Below are 19,341 nucleotides of genomic sequence, written 5' to 3' on the forward strand. Positions count from 1 at the left end.
CAAGGTAGCCTAATACATGAACAATATGAACGTAATTATTGCCGATGACCATCCGATTGTACTGTTCGGTATTCGTAAGTCACTCGAACAAATCGAATGGGTCAATGTAGTCGGTGAATTTGAAGACTCTACAGCACTCATCAACAACCTGCCGAAACTTGAGGCAAACGTATTGATCACCGATCTGTCAATGCCGGGTGACAAGTACGGTGATGGCATCACGCTGATCAAATACATTAAGCGTCATTTCCCGACGTTGTCGATTATTGTGCTGACCATGAATAACAACCCGGCGATCCTTAGCGCGGTACTGGATCTGGACATTGAAGGCATCGTGCTGAAACAGGGCGCACCAACCGATCTGCCGAAAGCGCTCGCAGCGCTGCAAAAAGGGAAAAAATTCACCCCGGAGAGCGTTTCCCGCCTGCTGGAAAAAATCAGCGCCGGGGGTTATGGCGACAAACGTCTGTCACCAAAAGAGAGCGAAGTACTGCGTCTGTTTGCAGAAGGTTTCCTGGTAACGGAAATCGCCAAAAAACTGAACCGCAGTATCAAGACCATCAGTAGCCAGAAAAAATCCGCAATGATGAAACTGGGCGTGGACAACGATATTGCGCTGCTGAACTACCTCTCCTCCGTCACGCTGACGCAAACGGAAAAAGAGTAATTCCCGAAACCCCGGCAGAAGCCGGGGTTCTTTTTATCCGCTTTACCGACGGTTGTTTCTGACTCGCGCGGCATACACAGCCAGTGTTTGTCTGATCACATCCAGCGTGACCGGTTTCGACAGACAGCTATCCATCCCCGACTCCAGACAACGCTGCTTCTCTTCCGCCAGCGCATTGGCCGTTACACCAATCACTGGCAGCGTCAGGCCAAGCTGCCGGATACGTTGCGTCAGACGGTAACCATCCATATTCGGCATGTTGACATCGCTCAGAACGATGTCGATATGGTTTTTACTCAGAACATTCAGCGCATCGATGCCATCGTTCGCGGTTTTACACTGATACCCCAGCGAACCCAGTTGATCGGCCAGCAAACGCCGGTTGATAGGATGATCGTCCACCACCAGAATCATCATATCGTCATTGCGCGCGGCTTCAATAACCGCTTCCGGCAAGGCGTCATTGGCCTGAGGTTCAACAACCTGCACGCGGTAAATACGTCCCAACAGCGCCAGCAGATCGTGCGGCGATGCCACGCTGTGCAACCATTCGCCCGGGGCACGCTCCAGCGGAATGCCAATGTGACGACGGCAGAAAATGACCACTGCGCGACCGGTCCATGGCGAGGAAAGCTCATCGTCAGTGATCAGCGTATCCATGTTGCCCAGCGTCCGCCCGTCATACTGTTTCACCTTGATCCCTTGCCACTTAAGCAAGGTTTCCAGATACCCGGACAGTGACGCATTACGCACTGCCAGCCAGCAGCAGGTATCAGCCAGTCCATCCACTTCCACTGGCGCAGGAGCCACGCTGCCATACAGCGGAATACGAATAGTAAACTGGCTACCCATGCCAGGTTCGGTATCCACCGAAATATCGCCATCCATCATGCTGATCAGCTTTTCGCAAATCGCCAGCCCCAGCCCGGTCCCCTGAAAGTTACGCTGCACACCCGTCCCGACCTGGAAGAAGGGATCGAATAACCGCACCACTTCTTTGCCAGGAATGCCGACGCCGGTATCACGTACACGAATGCTGAGGTAATCCTCATCGCGCTGGACATGCAAAATAATGCAGCCAATATCGGTGAATTTGATGGCATTGCTCAACAGGTTAGAGATCACCTGTTGCAAACGCATCGGGTCGCCATTGAGCGTTGCGGGAACATCAGGTTCGATAAAGCAGTACAGCCCGAGCTGTTTACGTACGACCAGCGGCAAATAGTTCGCGGTGATATGACTCATCACTTCACGAGGAGAAAACTCGCGCGGTTCAATCTTCAGTTGCTCGGATTCAATTTTTGAGAAATCGAGAATATCGCTGATGATTTTCAACAGCAGACTGGAGGAGTTATTCATTGCCGTCACCAGCCTGTCGACCCCTTTAGGCAACTCTTTCGTTTGCAGCAGGTCAAGGTTGCCAATAATGCCGTACAGCGGTGTGCGCAGTTCATGGCTGACCGTCGCAAGGAACATCGATTTCGACTGGCTTGCCTGTTCTGCCGCCTGCGCCATCTCCTGCAGCGATTCTTCCATTTTTACGCGCGCAGAGACGTCCACCAACACGCAAATTGCCACGTTTTCATTGCGATAACGCGAGTGGACGAAGCTAATTTGCAGGTTGGTGTTATTACTGGTCAGCACATCAACGAAGTTGACCTGCTGACCGCAAATGATCTGTGTCAGCCGCTGCCGATCTTCATGCGTCAGCATATTCAGATAGTTATGCGCCAGCTCGTTACTCAGGATATTGGTCCCATCCTGAGTACGCAGAATACAGATGCCGACCGGTGCCGAGGCAACAATCTTACGGTTGAACTGCTCATGCTCTTCCAGTCGTTGCGCATCGTTTTCCGCCGGAATGAAAATACGCCGTTCATACATTCGCGCCAGGGTAAACAGCGCCACGCCTACCAGCACGTTGAGCAATACGGCGTTGAGGATCAGCATACGAATCCGCTCCAGCACCATATCAACCGGCACGGAGTAGACCACGCTTAACGACGAGGGCGGCAAGCTCTTTTTCAGGATCAGTTCGCGAAAACCGGAGGTATAACCAAACCAGGAGCGCTCCTGCATCCAGCGCGGCTCAGCCGAAATCCCGTTATCCTGCCCGGTGAGAGAAATCAGCGAGTGCCCGCTTTCATCCAGAATCGTGACCCCCATTGGCAAACTGCCTGGGGTAAAGAAGTTTTCCATGCGGATGGATTGCTCAGTGCCCAACAGCGCCTGCAGACGATTCCCCAGATAGACGGGCGTCAGCGCATAAAAGTAGCCAATACCCGGACGCGGCCCCTGGCTCATCCAGTAGACATTGTTGCTGCGTTCGTCCTGCGGCGCATTACGGTATTTCACAATGCGTTCATGCAGGCTTTTCAGCGTATCATCCCGCTCGACGGGCAGATCCCGCAGACCAAAGTCAGCCATACAGAGATTATCGCTACCGATCAAAAATACGCGGTTGAGATCGTAAGCCGCAGAGAAATTGTCGCGCCAGTAGCGCATAAACCAGGCCAGCGACTCCAGCGAGCCGCGCCAGGAATTGCCCATCGACGAACAGTCGGAATCCGGGAACAGCGGCGAGAATGTCGGCACATCGGTTTTATCATCGCGGTTACGCGAAGTGAGAATACCGTTTTCCGCCGTCAGACGATTTTCAGCAATATACTTCAGCTCTTTCATCACATCCGAGGTACGCTGGATATAGCGCTGCGCCTGATCGGAGCTTAAGTTAAACTCCTGGCGGATTTCGGACTCTTTATCATGCAGAGCGTTAACGATGTAGAAGACGGAGAAAAAGGCAATCAACAGCCAAAGCAATAGCGCCAGCGCCCTGAACAGATAGCGGGAGACTTTCAGGGTACTGCGAAAAGAGACAAGGTATTTCAACCTGGAAAAACTCCGCCACAAGGAAGATAAAAAAGGGTGTGGTTAAGGTAGCGGTAAAACGCGAAGCCCGCAACGGCCATGAAAAAGGGCCGGAAACCGGCCCTTTGAAACGCATTATTCGGCGTCGTCGTCTGCGACATCATCATCAGTGTCAGCTTCCGGCGCGATATCATCGTCCCCTTCCGCTATGCTACCGTCGATGGAGTCCAGCTCTTCGTCGTCCACCGGCTCAGCCACACGTTGCAGCCCCACAACGTTTTCATCTTCCGCGGTGCGGATCAGAATAACGCCCTGGGTATTACGGCCCACCACGCTGATTTCAGACACGCGCGTACGCACCAGCGTACCGGCATCAGTAATCATCATGATCTGGTCACTGTCATCAACCTGCACCGCGCCCACCACAGCGCCATTGCGCTCGGTGACCTTTATGGAAATCACGCCCTGCGTACCACGAGACTTAGTCGGGTATTCGGTTTCTGCCGTACGTTTACCGTAACCGTTCTGCGTCACCGTCAGAATTGCGCCTTCGCCGCGCGGAACAATCAGCGAAACGACGCTGTCGTTCTCTGCCAGCTTAATGCCGCGTACGCCGGTCGCCGTACGACCCATTGCACGAACGGCACTATCTTTAAAGCGCACCACTTTACCGGCTGCAGAGAACAGCATCACTTCGTCATTGCCCGAAGTCAGATCCACACCAATCAGCTCGTCGCCTTCGTTCAGGTTCACGGCGATGATGCCAGCAGAACGCGGACGGCTGAATTCAGTCAGTGCCGTTTTCTTCACGGTACCGCTGGCGGTTGCCATAAAGACGTTAACGCCCTCTTCGTACTCGCGTACCGGCAGAATCGCCGTAATACGTTCATTCGGTTCCAGCGGCAGCAGGTTAACGATCGGACGACCACGTGCCCCACGGCTCGCTTCCGGCAGTTGGTAAACCTTCATCCAGTACAGACGACCACGGCTGGAGAAGCAGAGGATCGTATCGTGGGTGTTGGCCACCAGCAGGCGGTCAATAAAGTCTTCTTCTTTAATACGCGCAGCGGATTTCCCTTTACCACCACGACGCTGAGCTTCGTAATCGGTCAGCGGCTGATATTTCACATAGCCCTGATGCGACAGCGTGACAACAACGTCTTCCTGGTTGATCAGGTCTTCGATATTAATATCGGCGGTATTAGCGGTAATTTCCGTGCGACGCGCATCGCCAAACTGTTCACGAACCAGCTCAAGCTCTTCGCGGATCACTTCCATCAGGCGCTCTGCGCTACCGAGAATGTGCAGCAGTTCAGCGATCTGCTCCAGCAGCTCTTTGTACTCTTCGAGCAATTTTTCATGCTCAAGGCCGGTGAGTTTCTGCAAGCGCAGATCCAGAATTGCCTGGGCCTGTTGTTCGGTCAGATAGTATTTCCCGTCGCGGATCCCGAACTCCGGTTCCAGCCACTCCGGACGCGCAGCGTCATCACCCGCGCGCTCCAACATAGCGGCAACATTGCCCAGATCCCACGGCTGTGCGATCAGGCCTGCTTTCGCTTCTGCCGGCGTCGGCGCACGACGGATCAGTTCAATGATCGGGTCGATATTCGCCAGTGCAACCGCCAGCGCTTCAAGGATATGCGCACGATCGCGCGCTTTACGCAGTTCAAAAATCGTACGGCGCGTCACCACTTCACGGCGGTGACGAACAAACGCCGCCAGGATCTCTTTCAGAGTCATGATCTTCGGTTGACCGTGGTGCAGTGCAACCATGTTGATACCGAAAGAGACCTGCAGTTGCGTCTGGGAGTAGAGGTTATTCAGCACCACTTCACCCACCGCATCGCGCTTCACTTCAATCACGATGCGCATGCCGTCTTTATCAGACTCGTCACGCAGCGCGCTAATGCCTTCCACGCGTTTGTCTTTTACCAGCTCGGCGATCTTCTCGATCAGACGCGCTTTGTTCACCTGATACGGAATTTCGTGAACGATGATCGTTTCACGACCGCTTTTCGCATCGGTTTCCACTTCTGCGCGGGCGCGAATATAGATTTTGCCGCGACCGGTGCGGTAAGCCTCTTCAATGCCGCGACGGCCATTAATAATGGCGGCGGTTGGGAAGTCCGGCCCCGGAATATGCTCCATCAGCCCTTCAACGCTGATATCTTCGTTGTCGATGTAGGCCAGACAGCCGTTGATCACTTCCGTCAGGTTGTGCGGCGGAATGTTGGTCGCCATACCGACTGCAATACCCGAAGAACCGTTAACCAGCAGGTTCGGGATCTTGGTAGGCATTACATCAGGAATTTTTTCGGTACCGTCGTAGTTATCGACGTAATCTACCGTCTCTTTTTCCAGATCGGCCATCAATTCATGGGCGATCTTCGCCAGGCGGATTTCCGTATAACGCATCGCCGCCGCAGAGTCACCATCGATAGAACCGAAGTTACCCTGACCATCAACCAGCATGTAACGCAGCGAGAATGGCTGCGCCATACGGACAATGGTGTCATACACCGCGGAATCACCATGAGGATGGTATTTACCGATTACGTCACCAACGACACGGGCAGATTTTTTGTAGGCTTTATTCCAGTCATTGCCCAATACGTTCATGGCGTAAAGTACGCGACGGTGAACCGGTTTTAAGCCATCTCGGACGTCAGGAAGCGCACGGCCAACAATGACCGACATCGCATAATCCAGATAGGAGCTTTTCAGCTCTTCCTCGATGTTAACCGGTGTAATTTCTCTCGCAAGGTCGCTCATCTAACCGCTATCCCTCTACTGTATCCCGGATTCAAAGGTCGCAAATTATAACACAACCGCTTTGAGACAGGTAAATCTATAACACCCGCGCAAAGGTTTATTCATCCCGTTGGCCTGATATACTCGGCAGTCTACTTTTGAGAGGAGTAATTGCCCCCATGAATGCCGAAAAATCGTCGGTCGCTCAGAACGTTGATCATGCTGAAATCGCCAAATTTGAAGCGGTAGCCTCGCGCTGGTGGGATAAAGAGGGTGAGTTTAAACCCCTGCACCGCATTAACCCGCTGCGCCTGAACTATATCGCCGGGCATGCGGATGGCCTGTTTGGGAAAAACGTGCTGGATGTAGGCTGCGGCGGCGGTATTCTGGCGGAGAGCATGGCGCGCGAAGGCGCCAACGTCACCGGCCTGGATATGGGGTTTGAACCGTTGCAGGTCGCGCGCTTACATGCGCTGGAATCAGGTATTCAGGTGAACTACGTGCAGGAAACCGTCGAAGAACATGCGGCAAAACACGCCGGGCATTACGACGTCGTTACCTGTATGGAGATGCTGGAGCACGTGCCGGACCCGCAATCCGTCGTGAAAGCTTGTGCGCAGTTAGTAAAACCCGGCGGCCATGTGTTCTTTTCTACCATTAACCGCAACGGTAAAGCCTGGCTGATGGCGGTGGTCGGTGCGGAATATGTGCTGCGAATGGTGCCGAAAGGCACACACGATGTGAAAAAATTCATCAAACCTGCCGAGCTGCTCACCTGGGTTGATGGCACCGTGTTAAAAGAGCGTCACATCACCGGGTTACACTATAATCCGCTACTGGATAAATTTAGCTTAGGGCCAGGTGTTGATGTTAATTACATGTTACATACAACAGCAAAAAACGACTAAGGTCATCAGTTAAAGTTATAAAGATTGCGCAGTGTCAAACTGCGCAGTTGCCATTCCCGATGAAGAAATCAGCACTTGATCAAAAATTCATTTTTTTTTGAGAAATATTGACATCCCCGCCAGGCCTTACGGCACGAGGACTTAGCGATTATTACGCTTTCGCAACCTCAATTTAACCTCAAAATCAACTCTTGTACTGAAAAGAATCCTTACTAGAATACTCACCATATAGCGTTTTTCTTATCGCAAACCCCCTATATCTAGTATTTATCCACAGAGTTAGTCACAGCGTCTGATTGTGGATAAAGGGGGGATACTTTTATTTCACGGACAGGTAATCACATGAATCAGAGTCTGCTGGTGACAAAGCGTGACGGTGGCACAGAGCGCATCAATCTCGACAAAATTCATCGGGTGCTGGATTGGGCGGCTGAAGGGCTGCATAACGTCTCCATCTCGCAGGTCGAGCTGCGTTCGCACATTCAGTTCTATGATGGGATTAAAACGTCTGACATTCACGAAACCATTATTAAAGCTGCCGCGGACCTGATCTCCCGCGACGCGCCGGATTACCAATATCTGGCAGCGCGCCTGGCGATTTTCCACCTGCGTAAAAAAGCCTACGGTCAGTTCGAACCGCCGGCTCTGTTTGATCACGTCACAAAAATGGTCGAACTGGGCAAATACGATCATCATCTGCTGGAAGACTACACGGAAGAAGAGTTCAAGCAGATGGATGGGTTTATCGATCACTGGCGTGATATGAACTTCTCCTATGCTGCGGTAAAACAGCTTGAAGGCAAGTATCTGGTGCAGAACCGCGTGACCGGCGAGATCTACGAGAGCGCGCAGTTCCTCTATATTCTGGTTGCGGCGTGCCTGTTCTCGAACTACCCGCGTGAAACCCGTCTGGACTATGTGAAACGCTTCTATGACGCGGTGTCCACGTTTAAAATTTCGCTGCCGACGCCGATCATGTCCGGCGTGCGTACCCCGACCCGCCAGTTCAGCTCTTGCGTACTGATCGAGTGCGGCGACAGCCTGGATTCCATTAACGCCACTTCCAGCGCGATTGTGAAATACGTTTCCCAGCGTGCCGGCATCGGTATCAACGCCGGTCGCATCCGTGCGCTGGGTAGCCCGATCCGTGGCGGCGAAGCTTTCCACACCGGTTGTATTCCGTTCTACAAGCACTTCCAGACTGCGGTGAAATCCTGCTCTCAGGGCGGCGTGCGTGGCGGTGCAGCTACACTGTTCTACCCCATGTGGCACCTGGAAGTCGAAAGCCTGCTGGTGCTGAAAAACAACCGCGGCGTCGAAGGCAACCGCGTGCGTCATATGGACTACGGCGTGCAGATCAACAAATTGATGTACACCCGCCTGCTGAAAGGGGAAGAGATTACCCTGTTCAGCCCGTCCGACGTCCCGGGCCTGTACGATGCATTCTTTGCCGATCAGGACGAATTTGAACGTCTGTACACGAAATACGAAAAAGACGACAGCATCCGCAAACAACGCGTGAAAGCCGTTGATCTCTTCTCGCTGATGATGCAGGAACGCGCCTCTACCGGCCGTATCTACATTCAGAACGTGGACCACTGCAATACGCATAGCCCGTTCGATCCGATGGTGGCACCGGTCCGTCAGTCGAACCTGTGCCTGGAAATCGCGCTGCCGACCAAGCCGCTGGACGACGTCAACGACGAGAGCGGTGAAATCGCGCTCTGTACGCTTTCCGCGTTTAACCTCGGGGCGATTAAAAACCTCGATGAGCTGGAAGAGCTGGCGACACTGGCTGTCCGTGCACTGGATGCCCTGCTTGATTATCAGGATTACCCGATCCCCGCAGCAAAACGCGGTGCGATGGGCCGTCGTACGCTGGGCATTGGCGTCATTAACTTTGCTTACTGGCTGGCGAAAAACGGTAAACGTTACTCCGACGGCAGCGCCAACAACCTGACGCACCAGACCTTTGAAGCCATTCAGTACTGGTTGCTGAAAGCGTCGAACGAGCTGGCGAAAGAGCAAGGCGCATGCCCGTGGTTTAACGAAACGACTTACTCGCAGGGTATTCTGCCGATCGATACCTACAAAAAAGATCTCGACGGTATTACCAACGAGCCGCTGCATTACGACTGGGAAGCGCTTCGTGAATCAATCAAAACGCACGGCCTGCGTAACTCCACGCTCTCCGCGCTGATGCCGTCAGAAACGTCGTCGCAGATCTCCAACGCCACCAACGGCATTGAGCCGCCGCGTGGTCATGTGAGCATCAAAGCGTCGAAAGACGGGATCCTGCGTCAGGTTGTGCCGGACTACGAAAAACTGAGCACGGCCTATGAGCTGCTGTGGGAAATGCCGAACAATGACGGCTACCTGCAACTGGTTGGCATCATGCAGAAATTTATCGACCAGTCGATTTCAGCAAACACCAACTACGATCCGTCTCGTTTCCCGTCGGGTAAAGTGCCGATGCAGCAATTGCTGAAAGACCTGCTCACCGCCTACAAATTTGGTGTGAAGACGCTGTATTATCAGAACACCCGCGATGGTGCAGAAGATGCCCAGGATGACCTGGCGCCTTCCATCCAGGATGATGGCTGCGAAAGCGGCGCATGTAAGATCTAACGAAGGGGCGGGGAAACCCGCCCTTTTCTTTCGCAAGACAGGACTCACATTCAATGGCATACACCACTTTTTCACAGACGAAAAACGATCAGCTGCAGGAGCCGATGTTCTTTGGCCAGCCGGTTAACGTGGCGCGCTACGATCAGCAAAAATATGACATCTTCGAAAAGCTGATTGAAAAGCAACTTTCCTTCTTCTGGCGTCCGGAAGAAGTGGACGTTTCCCGCGATCGCATCGACTTCCAGGCGCTGCCGGAACATGAAAAACATATCTTCCTCAGTAACCTGAAATACCAGACATTGCTGGACTCCATTCAGGGCCGCAGTCCGAACGTCGCACTGCTGCCGCTGATTTCCATTCCGGAACTGGAAACCTGGGTAGAAACCTGGGCGTTCTCAGAAACGATACACTCGCGCTCTTACACCCACATCATCCGCAATATCGTTAACGATCCGGCGGTGGTGTTTGACGATATCGTCACTAACGAGCAGATCCTCAAGCGCGCGGAAGGCATTTCGCACTTTTATGATGATCTGATTGAGATGACCAGCTACTGGCACCTGCTGGGCGAAGGCACGCACACCGTAAACGGTAAAACCGTCACCGTGAACCTGCGCGAGTTGAAAAAGAAACTTTATCTGTGCCTGATGAGCGTCAACGCGCTGGAGGCGATTCGCTTCTATGTCAGCTTCGCCTGCTCCTTCGCCTTTGCCGAACGCGAACTGATGGAAGGCAATGCAAAAATCATCCGGCTGATCGCCCGTGATGAAGCACTGCACCTGACCGGTACCCAGCATATGCTGAACTTGCTGCGTTCCGGCGCAGACGATCCGGAAATGGCGGAGATTGCGCAAGAGTGCAAACAAGAGTGCTATGACCTGTTCGTGCAGGCGGCATTACAGGAAAAAGAGTGGGCGGAATATCTGTTCCAGGGCGGCTCGATGATCGGCCTGAACAAAGACATTCTCTGCCAGTACGTCGAGTACATCACCAACATCCGTATGCAGGCGGTGGGCCTCGATTTACCGTTCCAGACCCGCTCCAACCCGATTCCGTGGATCAACACCTGGCTGGTGTCCGATAACGTGCAGGTTGCGCCGCAGGAAGTGGAAGTCAGCTCCTACCTCGTTGGTCAGATCGACGCTGAAGTCGATACTGACGATTTGAGCAACTTCCAGCTCTGATGATGAGCCGCATAACGCTGCGCCTTTCCGGCACACAAGTGCTGTGCCGGGATGAACACCCCTCTTTGCTGGTGGCGCTGGAATCACAGCAGGTTGAAGTGGAGTACCAGTGCCGCGAAGGCTACTGCGGCTCCTGCCGCTGTCGGTTGGTGGCAGGCCAGGTGGACTGGATTGCTGAACCGCTGGCCTTTATCAACGACGGGGAAATTTTGCCCTGCTGCTGCCGGGCAAAAGGCGATATCGAAATCGAGATGTAAACCAGATCAGCGCAAAATCCGCATTATAAAAAAAGGCCTTTTCAGGCCTTTTTTTGTTTAGGGTTGTCGATGAAGAAACTGCACGGCTTTATCGGGGAAATCGGTAAATACGCCGTCAACGCCCGCCTGGCGATACAACACCTCATACAGCTGGTCCACATTGCTGGCATAATCCGGCAGTTTATCTGCACGAACAGTGAACGGATGCACCTGCAAATGGCTGGCATGCGCCTCTTTCACCATCGCCGTCAGCGTAACGTGCCCTGGCGTTGAGCCCTTTGCCACCAGCATATGATAGTCAGGACCAATCCCGTCGGCGTACTGCGCAATCTGTTTCATCGCACCGGGTGTAAACATCCAGTCGTAGCTGTAGTTCACCCATTGACCGTCTGACTGCTTCTCCTGCGTCTCTTTCCAGTCGGTATACGCAATCAACTGCACCAGATTGAGATCCATCCCCCTCTTCGGCTCCAGTTCATGCTTAATACGCTTCAGTTCATTGGCATCAAAGCATTGCAGATACACCTTGTCCTGCTTGCTGGTGTAGCCGTACTTTTTCAGCACGTCCAGCGTCTTCGCGGCAATGTCTTTCCCTTCCTGGTGGTGGAACCATGGCGCTTTGATTTCCGGGTAGATGCCAATGTTTTTACCGGTGGAGTGATTCAACCCCTGTACAAACTCAATCTCCTCTTCAAAGGTATGAATACGGAAATCGGATTTGCCCATCGGGAAGCGCCCCGGGAAAACCTGCACTTTTTTTCCCTTCTCCAGCTCAAAGCCTTCAGTAAATTTCAGCGAGCGAATCTCATCCAACGTAAAGTCGATGGCGTAAAAACGGCCATCTTTACGGGCGCGATCCGGGAAGCGCTCCGCCACATCCGTGACGCGATCGAGATAATGATCGTGCAGGACAACCAGATGGTCATCTTTGGTCATCACCAGATCCTGCTCCAGATAATCCACGCCCTGCGCATAGGCCATCGCTTTCGCCGGCAGGGTGTGTTCCGGTAAATAGCCGCTGGCGCCGCGATGGGCAATAACGATTTGCTCTGCCGCCAACGCCTGGCAGGATGCAAATCCCGCCAGCAACAAACCGGTGGTCATACGGGTGAAGGTGCTTTTCATCATGGCTCCTTTCTTACTGGCGACGCGCAAGCACGTCAGCATGGTGGCGTTTCTCGCCGATCATCACAATAATCAGCAACAATACCGCCAGAATGCTACCGCCAATCATCACCATAAAGCCGCCATCCCAGCCGAAGAAATCCACGGTGTAACCCACAATCGCGCTGGCGGCCACCGATCCGCCAAGATAACCAAACAGGCCGGTAAAGCCGGCTGCGGTGCCTGCCGCTTTTTTCGGTGCCAACTCCAGCGCATGCAGACCAATCAACATTACCGGGCCGTAAATCAGGAAACCGATCACGATCATGCAGACCATATCGACGGTCGGATTCCCCGCCGGATTTAACCAGTAAACAATCGTCGCGATGGTCACCAGCGTCATAAAGAACACCCCGGTCGCCCCACGATTACCGCGGAAGACTTTGTCCGACATCCAGCCGCAAATCAACGTACCGGGAATGCCTGCATATTCATAAAAGAAGTACGCCCACGAGGATTTATCCAGCGCGAAATGTTTCACCTCTTTCAGGTAGGTCGGCGACCAGTCGAGGATGCCGTAACGCAGTAAATAGACAAACACGTTCGCCACTGCGATGTACCACAGCAGCTTATTCGGCAGGATGTACTGCATAAAGATCTGCTTTGCCGTCAGCTCTTGTTCATGCTTGTCGGTGTAGTCGTCTGGATAATCATTTTTGTACTCTTCAATCGGTGGCAGACCACAGGATTGCGGGGTATCACGCATCAGTGCGAACGCAAAAATCGCCACCAGGATTGCGCCAAACGCAGGCATATAGAGCGCAGCATGCCAGTCGTTAAACCACGCCATACCGAGCAGGAACAGCAACGGAGGAATACCGCCACCTACGTTATGCGCGCAGTTCCATACCGAAACGATACCGCCACGCTCTTTCTGCGACCACCAGTGCACCATGGTACGTCCGCACGGCGGCCACCCCATGCCCTGGAACCAGCCACACAGGAACAACAGCACGAACATGATGGCGATGCTGGAGGTTGCCCAGGGCACAAACCCCATAAACAGCATCACCGCCGCCGCCAGAATCAACCCGGCAGGAAGAAAAACACGCGGGTTCGAACGGTCAGACACCGAGCCCATAATGAATTTTGAAAAACCATAGGCGATTGAAATACCCGACAACGCAAAGCCTAAATCTCCACGCGAAAACCCCTGCTCAACCAGATACGGCATCGCCAGCGCAAAGTTTTTACGCACCAGGTAATAGGCGGCGTAACCAAAGAAAATCCCCAGAAATATCTGCCAGCGTAAACGACGGTAGGTCGGGTCGATCTGCTCTGCGGGCAGACGCGACTGATGGGTGGCAGGTTTAAAAATGCTCAACATAACGGCCTCCGTGGCGCGGTGAACTCATGATGCCTGTCATCAATGAGTGAAAACGAACATAACCTCAGTTAGTCGCGGCGAATTGTATTGAAAGTTTTAATCAGAGAGGGTGAGTTGTCGCACATAATGTTACAGAAATATGACAGGCATCTCCATTCACGCATAAAAGCGCACTGCACTTTCGTTTTTTGCTCGAATATGCGCGATATCAAACAAACCACAGCAAGAGTATGGCTAAATGGTCGTTAAAGAACGTCGAACAGAAGGACGCGAACATGCGCAACTCCAGTGACTACGATGTGATCATTATTGGCGGCGGCGCGACGGGCGCCGGCATCGCCCGCGATTGCGCCCTGCGCGGCCTGCGCGCAGTGCTGCTCGAGCGCCACGATATCGCCACCGGCGCGACCGGGCGCAACCATGGTTTGCTGCACAGCGGCGCACGCTATGCGGTGACCGACAATGAATCGGCGCGGGAGTGTATCGCCGAAAACCAGATCCTGAAACGCATTGCCCGCCACTGCATTGAACCCACCGATGGCCTGTTTATTACCCTGCCGGAAGATGATTTGGTGTATCAGGGTCAGTTTATCGACGCCTGCCTGCAGGCCGGTATTCCGGCGCAGGCTATTTCTCCGCAGGAAGCCCGGCGTATGGAACCCAGCGTTAACCCGACGCTGACTGGCGCGGTGCGGGTGCCTGACGGTACGGTCGATCCGTTCCGCCTGACAGCGAGCAATATGCTGGATGCACGCGAACACGGCGCGAAGATCCTGACTGGACATGAGGTATGCGGACTGATCCGCAACGGTGAAACCGTCAGCGGCGTGCGCATCCGCCATGCCACCAGCGGTGAAACTCTGGAGCTTCATGCGCCTGTTGTGGTCAACGCCGCCGGGATCTGGGGACAGCGCATTGCAGAATATGCCGATCTGCGCATTCGCATGTTTCCGGCCAAAGGTGCGCTGTTAATCCTCGACCACCGCATCAACCAGCACGTTATCAACCGCTGCCGGAAACCCGCCGATGCCGATATTCTGGTGCCGGGCGATACCATCTCGCTGATAGGCACCACCTCAACGCATATTGATTACAACGATATCGACAATACCCGCGTCACGCCGCAAGAGGTGGATATTCTGCTGCGCGAAGGGGAAAAACTCGCCCCCGTGATGGCACAAACCCGCATTTTGCGCGCCTATGCCGGTGTACGTCCGCTGGTGGCCAGTGATGATGACCCCAGCGGGCGTAACGTCAGCCGGGGAATTGTACTGCTCGATCACGCACAGCGTGACGGGCTGGAAGGGTTTATCACCATTACCGGCGGCAAACTGATGACCTACCGCCTGATGGCGGAGTGGGCGACCGATGCAGTATGCCGCAAGCTCAATCACAGCGCTGTCTGCACCACCGCCAGCGCACCGCTGCCTGGCTCTAAAGAGCCCACAGAGCAGGCACTGCGAAAAATTATCTCGCTGCCCACACCGTTACGCGGTTCAGCGGTATATCGCCATGGCGACCGCACACCCGCCTGGCTTGGCAGCGACAGGCATAACCGCAGTCTGGTCTGCGAATGTGAAGCCGTGACCGCTGGCGAAGTGCAATATGCGGTAGAAAATCTGAATGTCCATTCGCTCCTCGATTTGCGCCGCCGTACCCGTGTGGGAATGGGCACCTGCCAGGGCGAGCTGTGCGCCTGTCGCGCCGCGGGGTTGCTTAACCGCCTGCATGTCACCACCGAGAGCGAGTCCCTGACGCAACTGGCGGATTTCCTCAATGAGCGCTGGAAAGGCGTGAAGCCCGTCGCCTGGGGCGATGCGCTGAGGGAAAGCGAGTTTACACGTTGGGTTTATCAGGGATTGTGCGGGCTGGAAAAGGAGACGGATGATGAGATTTGATACGGTTATTATCGGCGGCGGACTTGCCGGTCTGTTATGCGGTATTCGCCTGAGTGAAAACGGGCAGCGCTGCGCCATTGTCAGCCGCGGACAGAGCGCGCTGGGTTTCTCCTCCGGCTCTCTGGATCTGCTCTCCCATTTGCCAGATGGCCAGCCTGTTCGTGACCTGAACAGCGCCATCGCCCTGCTGGCGCAGCACCATCCCGCCCATCCCTATGCCCTGCTGGGCGCAGAACGCGTGCGTCACTATGCGCAGCAAACCCAAACGCTGCTAGCCGACTGCGGGCTGGCGTTACAGGGTGATGTCGATACGCCGCACCTGCGGGTTACCCCATTAGGTTCGTTTCGCCGGGCCTGGCTGAGCCCGGCGGAAGTGCCGCTAAAACCCGACGTCAGCCAGCGCACCGGCGTGATTGGCATCAGTGGTTTCCCGGACTTTCAGCCGCAGCTTGCCGCTGCCTCATTGCGTAAACGCGGCATCGACGCGCATGCAGAAGAAATAGAGTTGCCGGTGCTCGACACACTGCGTGATAACCCCAGTGAATTTCGTGCGGTGAACATTGCCCGCCACCTGGATGCACCGGAACACTTTGCCGCCCTCTATGACGCACTGCACCCGCTGAGTCAACAGTACGACGTGTTATACCTGCCCGCCTGTTTTGGTCTGACGGACAGCAGCGTATTTACGCAGCTTAACCAACAACTGGCGTGCCCGCTGCACTTACTGCCGACGCTGCCGCCATCGGTACCGGGCATGCGCATGCAATTTTTGCTGCAACAACGGTTTATCCACAGTGGCGGAAGCTGGATGCCCGGCGACGAAGTGCTCCACGCCGATATCCAGAATGACCGTGTTACGCAGTTGTGGACCCGCAAACATGAAGATATCCCGTTACGCGCACGCCATGTGGTGCTCGCCAGCGGCAGCTTTTTCAGTAATGGCTTGATCGCCGATCGTGACCGCGTGCGGGAAGCGGTGTTTGACCTGGATGTCCTGCAATGCGACAAACGCAGCGACTGGTATCGGGACGATATTTTCGAGACTCAACCGTGGCAACAATTTGGCGTACAAACCGACGCACAACTCCACGCCTTGCGTCAGGGAAAAGCCATCAACAATCTGTATGTTGTCGGTTCGGTGTTAGGCGGATTTGACGCCATCGCCCAGGGGTGTGGCGGGGGCGTTTGCGCCGTCACTGCACTGCATGCCGCACAGCAGATAGCCGCACAGGGAGGCGAACAATGAGCACCACCCAGTTTGAAAGCTGTATCAAATGCACGGTCTGCACCACCGTCTGCCCGGTCAGCCGGGTCAACCCTGCCTACCCCGGGCCGAAACAGGCAGGCCCGGATGGTGAACGGCTGCGTCTGAAAGATGCCGCACTGTATGACGAAGCGCTGAAGTATTGCACCAACTGCAAACGCTGTGAGACAGCCTGCCCGTCCGGTGTAAAAATTGGTGATATCATTCAGCGCGCCCGCGCGCAACATGCACCGAAACAGCTCTCAATCCGTAACGCGATCCTGAGCCACACCGACCTGATGGGGACACTTTCCACGCCCATGGCGCCGTTGGTCAACACAGCAACGTCGCTCAAACCGGTACGCCAGTTGCTGGATAAAGCGCTGAAAATTGATCACCACCGGACGCTGCCGAAGTACTCACACGGCACTTTCCGCCGCTGGTATCGCAGCGTTGCCGACAAGCAGCGCGCCTTTCCGCAACAGGTGGCGTTTTTCCACGGCTGCTACGTCAACTACAACCACCCGCAACTGGGTAAAGATTTGCTGCGGGTGCTGAACAATATGGGCATCGGCGTACAACTGCTGGAACGGGAAAAATGCTGCGGCGTCCCGCTGATCGCGAACGGCTTTTTCGACAAGGCCAAAAAACAGGCGCAATTTAACGTTACGTCACTGGAGCAGGCAATTGGCACACAAGGTTTACCGGTGATTGCCACATCGTCTACCTGCGCGTTTACGCTGCGTGATGAGTATCCACATCTGCTGGATGTCGACAACAGCCATCTGCGCGCGCATATCGATTTAGCGACCCGGTGGATCTGGCGCATGCTGGATGAGGGGCGATCCCTGAGTCTGAAAACCACCCCGCTGAAAGTGATGTATCACACGCCGTGCCATATGGAAAAAATGGGCTGGACGCACTACACATTGGATCTGTTACGCCGCATTCCGGGACTGGAGCTGACGGTACTGGATTCCCGCTGCTGCGGTATTGCCGGTACGTACGGGTTTAAAAGCGAAAACTACCCCACCTCTCAGGCCATTGGTGCGCCGCTGTTTGAACAAATCGAAGCCAGCGGCGCAGACCTGGTGGTGACGGATTGTGAAACCTGCAAATGGCAGATTGAGATGTCCACCAGCAAACGCTGCGAACACCCCATTACCCTGCTGGCGCAGGCCTTAATCTGATGTGCCGAGGATACCGGGCTTGTACCCGGTATCCTGTTTACTCGACATACAGCGACTCGACGACATTGATCCAGCCGTGATCGCTGGCGATGTCTTTGCCCTCAAGCCAGCGGCGCAGGATATTCAACGCCATCATGGCGCACACTTCCTGGCGAACCTCCAGCCCGTGACGGTTGGTGTTGAACTTCACGCGCAACGCGCGCGTACCGTCCGGTGTCGCCAGTGCAAAATTCAGGTGATCGTCTTCAAGCCCGGTGACGGTCAACGCCAGTCCGGCAAGATGGCGGTTGCGCAGCTCCGTCGTCCAGCGTGCGCTTTGTGCCAGCTCTTCCGCCTGTGAGGGCAACACTTCGCTGACCAGCAGCGGTGCCCCCGCGCGGGAAAGTTGTAACGCCACCAGCCCGCTGGTGAACTGTTCGCTCAGAGTCAGGCTCAACTGGCGCTCGCGCAGACGCGCAGCAAGTACCGCCGGCAAACCGACTGTTCCTTCAAAAATAAGGCTCTCGCCCGCCACGCGTTTAACGTCCGGCCACACCGCTTCCATTGCCGCACGGTGCTCCGCCGGGCCGGTCAGTTTCAGCTCGATGATCGGCATGGATGAGCGATACCCCATTACAACGCCCGGTGGCAGTTCGAGGTGCGCCAGGCTTTGTGCCAGATCGCTTTCCGAACGACCGAAGGTGGTCAAACGCAGGCATACCGGCGGCTCCGGCAGTGTAAACCGTGCGCGCAGGCGCGGCAGGATTTCGCGTTCAACCATAACTTTAAATTCAGAGGGCACGCCCGGGGTAAAGAACATCAGGCAACGGTTCAGTTGGATGGCAAAGCCGCAGGCAGTACCCACAGGGTTATCCACCAGCTCCGCGCTGGCCGGAATTTCTGCCTGTTTACGGTTGCTCGGCGCCATAACGCGGCCGCGCTCGTTAAAAAAGCGCTCCATGTGCGTCAGCCACGCGTCATGCAGCACTAATGATTCGCCCTTTGCGGTCGCCGCCGCCAGTGCGCTCAGATCATCACTGGTTGGCCCCAACCCGCCATTGACGATCAGCACATCCGCATGCTCACTACGTTCGCGCAGAATGGCGACCAAATCTTCGAGGTTATCGCCTACCGTGTTACGGCGCGTTAACGGCAATCCCTGATTAAAGAAAAAATCCGCCAGCCACGCGGCATTGGTGTCCACAATCTGCCCGTGTAGTACTTCATCGCCGGTAGACAGCATCTCTACGTTTAACATCATTAACTCCTGTAATAGA

The 19,341-nt window shown here is 54.7% G+C and carries 13 protein-coding genes; 8 read left to right on the forward strand and 5 right to left on the reverse strand.

The genetic code is table 11. From position 1 onward, the window contains the following. Positions 1 to 16 precede the first annotated feature (16 nt). Entirely contained in the window at positions 17 to 667 is a 651-nt protein-coding gene (gene rcsB, locus GA0061071_RS01595; protein ID WP_017458563.1) for a response regulator transcription factor RcsB, read from the forward strand. Between the two features lie 42 nt (positions 668 to 709). Here the strand turns inward: rcsB and rcsC are convergent, their stop codons facing one another. Both rcsC and gyrA read right to left on the reverse strand, forming a co-directional pair. Further along, positions 710 to 3,556 carry a two-component system sensor histidine kinase RcsC gene (rcsC, locus tag GA0061071_RS01600; protein WP_061493952.1) on the reverse strand — a complete coding sequence of 949 codons (2,847 nt, stop codon included), beginning with the start codon at positions 3,554 to 3,556 and terminating at the stop codon, positions 710 to 712. Between the two features lie 114 nt (positions 3,557 to 3,670). Continuing rightward, positions 3,671 to 6,307, reverse strand: a complete 2,637-nt coding sequence (gene gyrA, locus GA0061071_RS01605) for a DNA topoisomerase (ATP-hydrolyzing) subunit A (protein ID WP_061493951.1) — start codon at positions 6,305 to 6,307, stop codon at positions 3,671 to 3,673. A 158-nt stretch (positions 6,308 to 6,465) separates the two neighbouring features. Here gyrA and ubiG point away from each other — a divergent pair, with 158 nt between their 5' ends. From ubiG to yfaE, 4 genes are all read left to right on the forward strand, one after another. Next, positions 6,466 to 7,194 carry a bifunctional 2-polyprenyl-6-hydroxyphenol methylase/3-demethylubiquinol 3-O-methyltransferase UbiG gene (gene ubiG, locus GA0061071_RS01610; protein WP_088238105.1) on the forward strand — a complete coding sequence of 243 codons (729 nt, stop codon included), beginning with the start codon at positions 6,466 to 6,468 and terminating at the stop codon, positions 7,192 to 7,194. A gap of 342 nt (positions 7,195 to 7,536) precedes the next feature. Continuing rightward, positions 7,537 to 9,822: a class 1a ribonucleoside-diphosphate reductase subunit alpha gene (nrdA, locus tag GA0061071_RS01620; protein ID WP_061493949.1), complete on the forward strand. Its 2,286-nt coding sequence runs from the start codon at positions 7,537 to 7,539 to the stop codon at positions 9,820 to 9,822. Positions 9,823 to 9,875: 53 nt separating this feature from the next. Beyond that, positions 9,876 to 11,006 (forward strand): class Ia ribonucleoside-diphosphate reductase subunit beta, encoded by a 1,131-nt coding sequence (nrdB, locus tag GA0061071_RS01625; protein WP_088238106.1) that lies wholly within the window; start codon positions 9,876 to 9,878, stop codon positions 11,004 to 11,006. Between the two features lie 2 nt (positions 11,007 to 11,008). Then, positions 11,009 to 11,263, forward strand: a complete 255-nt coding sequence (gene yfaE / locus GA0061071_RS01630) for a class I ribonucleotide reductase maintenance protein YfaE (RefSeq protein ID WP_061499845.1) — start codon at positions 11,009 to 11,011, stop codon at positions 11,261 to 11,263. A gap of 57 nt (positions 11,264 to 11,320) precedes the next feature. Here the strand turns inward: yfaE and glpQ are convergent, their stop codons facing one another. Beyond that, complete coding sequence (gene glpQ, locus GA0061071_RS01635) at positions 11,321 to 12,388, reverse strand: glycerophosphodiester phosphodiesterase (protein WP_088238107.1); 1,068 nt, start codon at positions 12,386 to 12,388, stop codon at positions 11,321 to 11,323. Positions 12,389 to 12,401: 13 nt separating this feature from the next. Then, positions 12,402 to 13,754: a glycerol-3-phosphate transporter gene (gene glpT, locus GA0061071_RS01640; RefSeq protein ID WP_088238108.1), complete on the reverse strand. Its 1,353-nt coding sequence runs from the start codon at positions 13,752 to 13,754 to the stop codon at positions 12,402 to 12,404. A 275-nt stretch (positions 13,755 to 14,029) separates the two neighbouring features. Here glpT and glpA point away from each other — a divergent pair, with 275 nt between their 5' ends. Genes glpA through glpC form a run of 3 tightly spaced genes read left to right on the forward strand, consistent with a single transcriptional unit; the run spans position 14,030 to position 18,085 of the window. Next, complete coding sequence (glpA, locus tag GA0061071_RS01645; protein WP_088238109.1) at positions 14,030 to 15,652, forward strand: anaerobic glycerol-3-phosphate dehydrogenase subunit A; 1,623 nt, start codon at positions 14,030 to 14,032, stop codon at positions 15,650 to 15,652. Then, positions 15,642 to 16,898: a glycerol-3-phosphate dehydrogenase subunit GlpB gene (glpB, locus tag GA0061071_RS01650; RefSeq protein ID WP_061493945.1), complete on the forward strand. Its 1,257-nt coding sequence runs from the start codon at positions 15,642 to 15,644 to the stop codon at positions 16,896 to 16,898. The genes glpA and glpB overlap by 11 nt, the downstream gene beginning before the upstream one ends. Then, entirely contained in the window at positions 16,895 to 18,085 is a 1,191-nt protein-coding gene (gene glpC / locus GA0061071_RS01655) for an anaerobic glycerol-3-phosphate dehydrogenase subunit GlpC (RefSeq protein ID WP_088238110.1), read from the forward strand. The genes glpB and glpC overlap by 4 nt, the downstream gene beginning before the upstream one ends. A gap of 37 nt (positions 18,086 to 18,122) precedes the next feature. Here the strand turns inward: glpC and GA0061071_RS01660 are convergent, their stop codons facing one another. Further along, a complete protein-coding gene (locus GA0061071_RS01660; protein WP_088238111.1) occupies positions 18,123 to 19,322 on the reverse strand; it encodes a nicotinamide mononucleotide deamidase-related protein YfaY in 1,200 nt (399 codons plus the stop codon). Positions 19,323 to 19,341 lie beyond the last annotated feature (19 nt).

Origin of the sequence: Kosakonia oryzendophytica, from assembly GCF_900094925.1 — a bacterium.
GTDB classification, from domain to species: Bacteria; Pseudomonadota; Gammaproteobacteria; order Enterobacterales; family Enterobacteriaceae; genus Kosakonia; species Kosakonia oryzendophytica.

Excerpts from the sequence above, each read along its gene's own strand:
- rcsB (WP_017458563.1), top strand. The coding sequence starts at position 17 with ATGAACAATATGAACGTAATTATTGCCGATGACCATCCGATTGTACTG.
- gyrA (WP_061493951.1), bottom strand. The coding sequence starts at position 6,307 with ATGAGCGACCTTGCGAGAGAAATTACACCGGTTAACATCGAGGAAGAG.
- ubiG (WP_088238105.1), top strand. The coding sequence starts at position 6,466 with ATGAATGCCGAAAAATCGTCGGTCGCTCAGAACGTTGATCATGCTGAA.
- nrdA (WP_061493949.1), top strand. The coding sequence starts at position 7,537 with ATGAATCAGAGTCTGCTGGTGACAAAGCGTGACGGTGGCACAGAGCGC.
- nrdB (WP_088238106.1), top strand. The coding sequence starts at position 9,876 with ATGGCATACACCACTTTTTCACAGACGAAAAACGATCAGCTGCAGGAG.
- yfaE (WP_061499845.1), top strand. The coding sequence starts at position 11,009 with ATGAGCCGCATAACGCTGCGCCTTTCCGGCACACAAGTGCTGTGCCGG.
- glpQ (WP_088238107.1), bottom strand. The coding sequence starts at position 12,388 with ATGAAAAGCACCTTCACCCGTATGACCACCGGTTTGTTGCTGGCGGGA.
- glpT (WP_088238108.1), bottom strand. The coding sequence starts at position 13,754 with ATGTTGAGCATTTTTAAACCTGCCACCCATCAGTCGCGTCTGCCCGCA.
- glpA (WP_088238109.1), top strand. The coding sequence starts at position 14,030 with ATGCGCAACTCCAGTGACTACGATGTGATCATTATTGGCGGCGGCGCG.
- glpB (WP_061493945.1), top strand. The coding sequence starts at position 15,642 with ATGAGATTTGATACGGTTATTATCGGCGGCGGACTTGCCGGTCTGTTA.
- glpC (WP_088238110.1), top strand. The coding sequence starts at position 16,895 with ATGAGCACCACCCAGTTTGAAAGCTGTATCAAATGCACGGTCTGCACC.
- GA0061071_RS01660 (WP_088238111.1), bottom strand. The coding sequence starts at position 19,322 with ATGTTAAACGTAGAGATGCTGTCTACCGGCGATGAAGTACTACACGGG.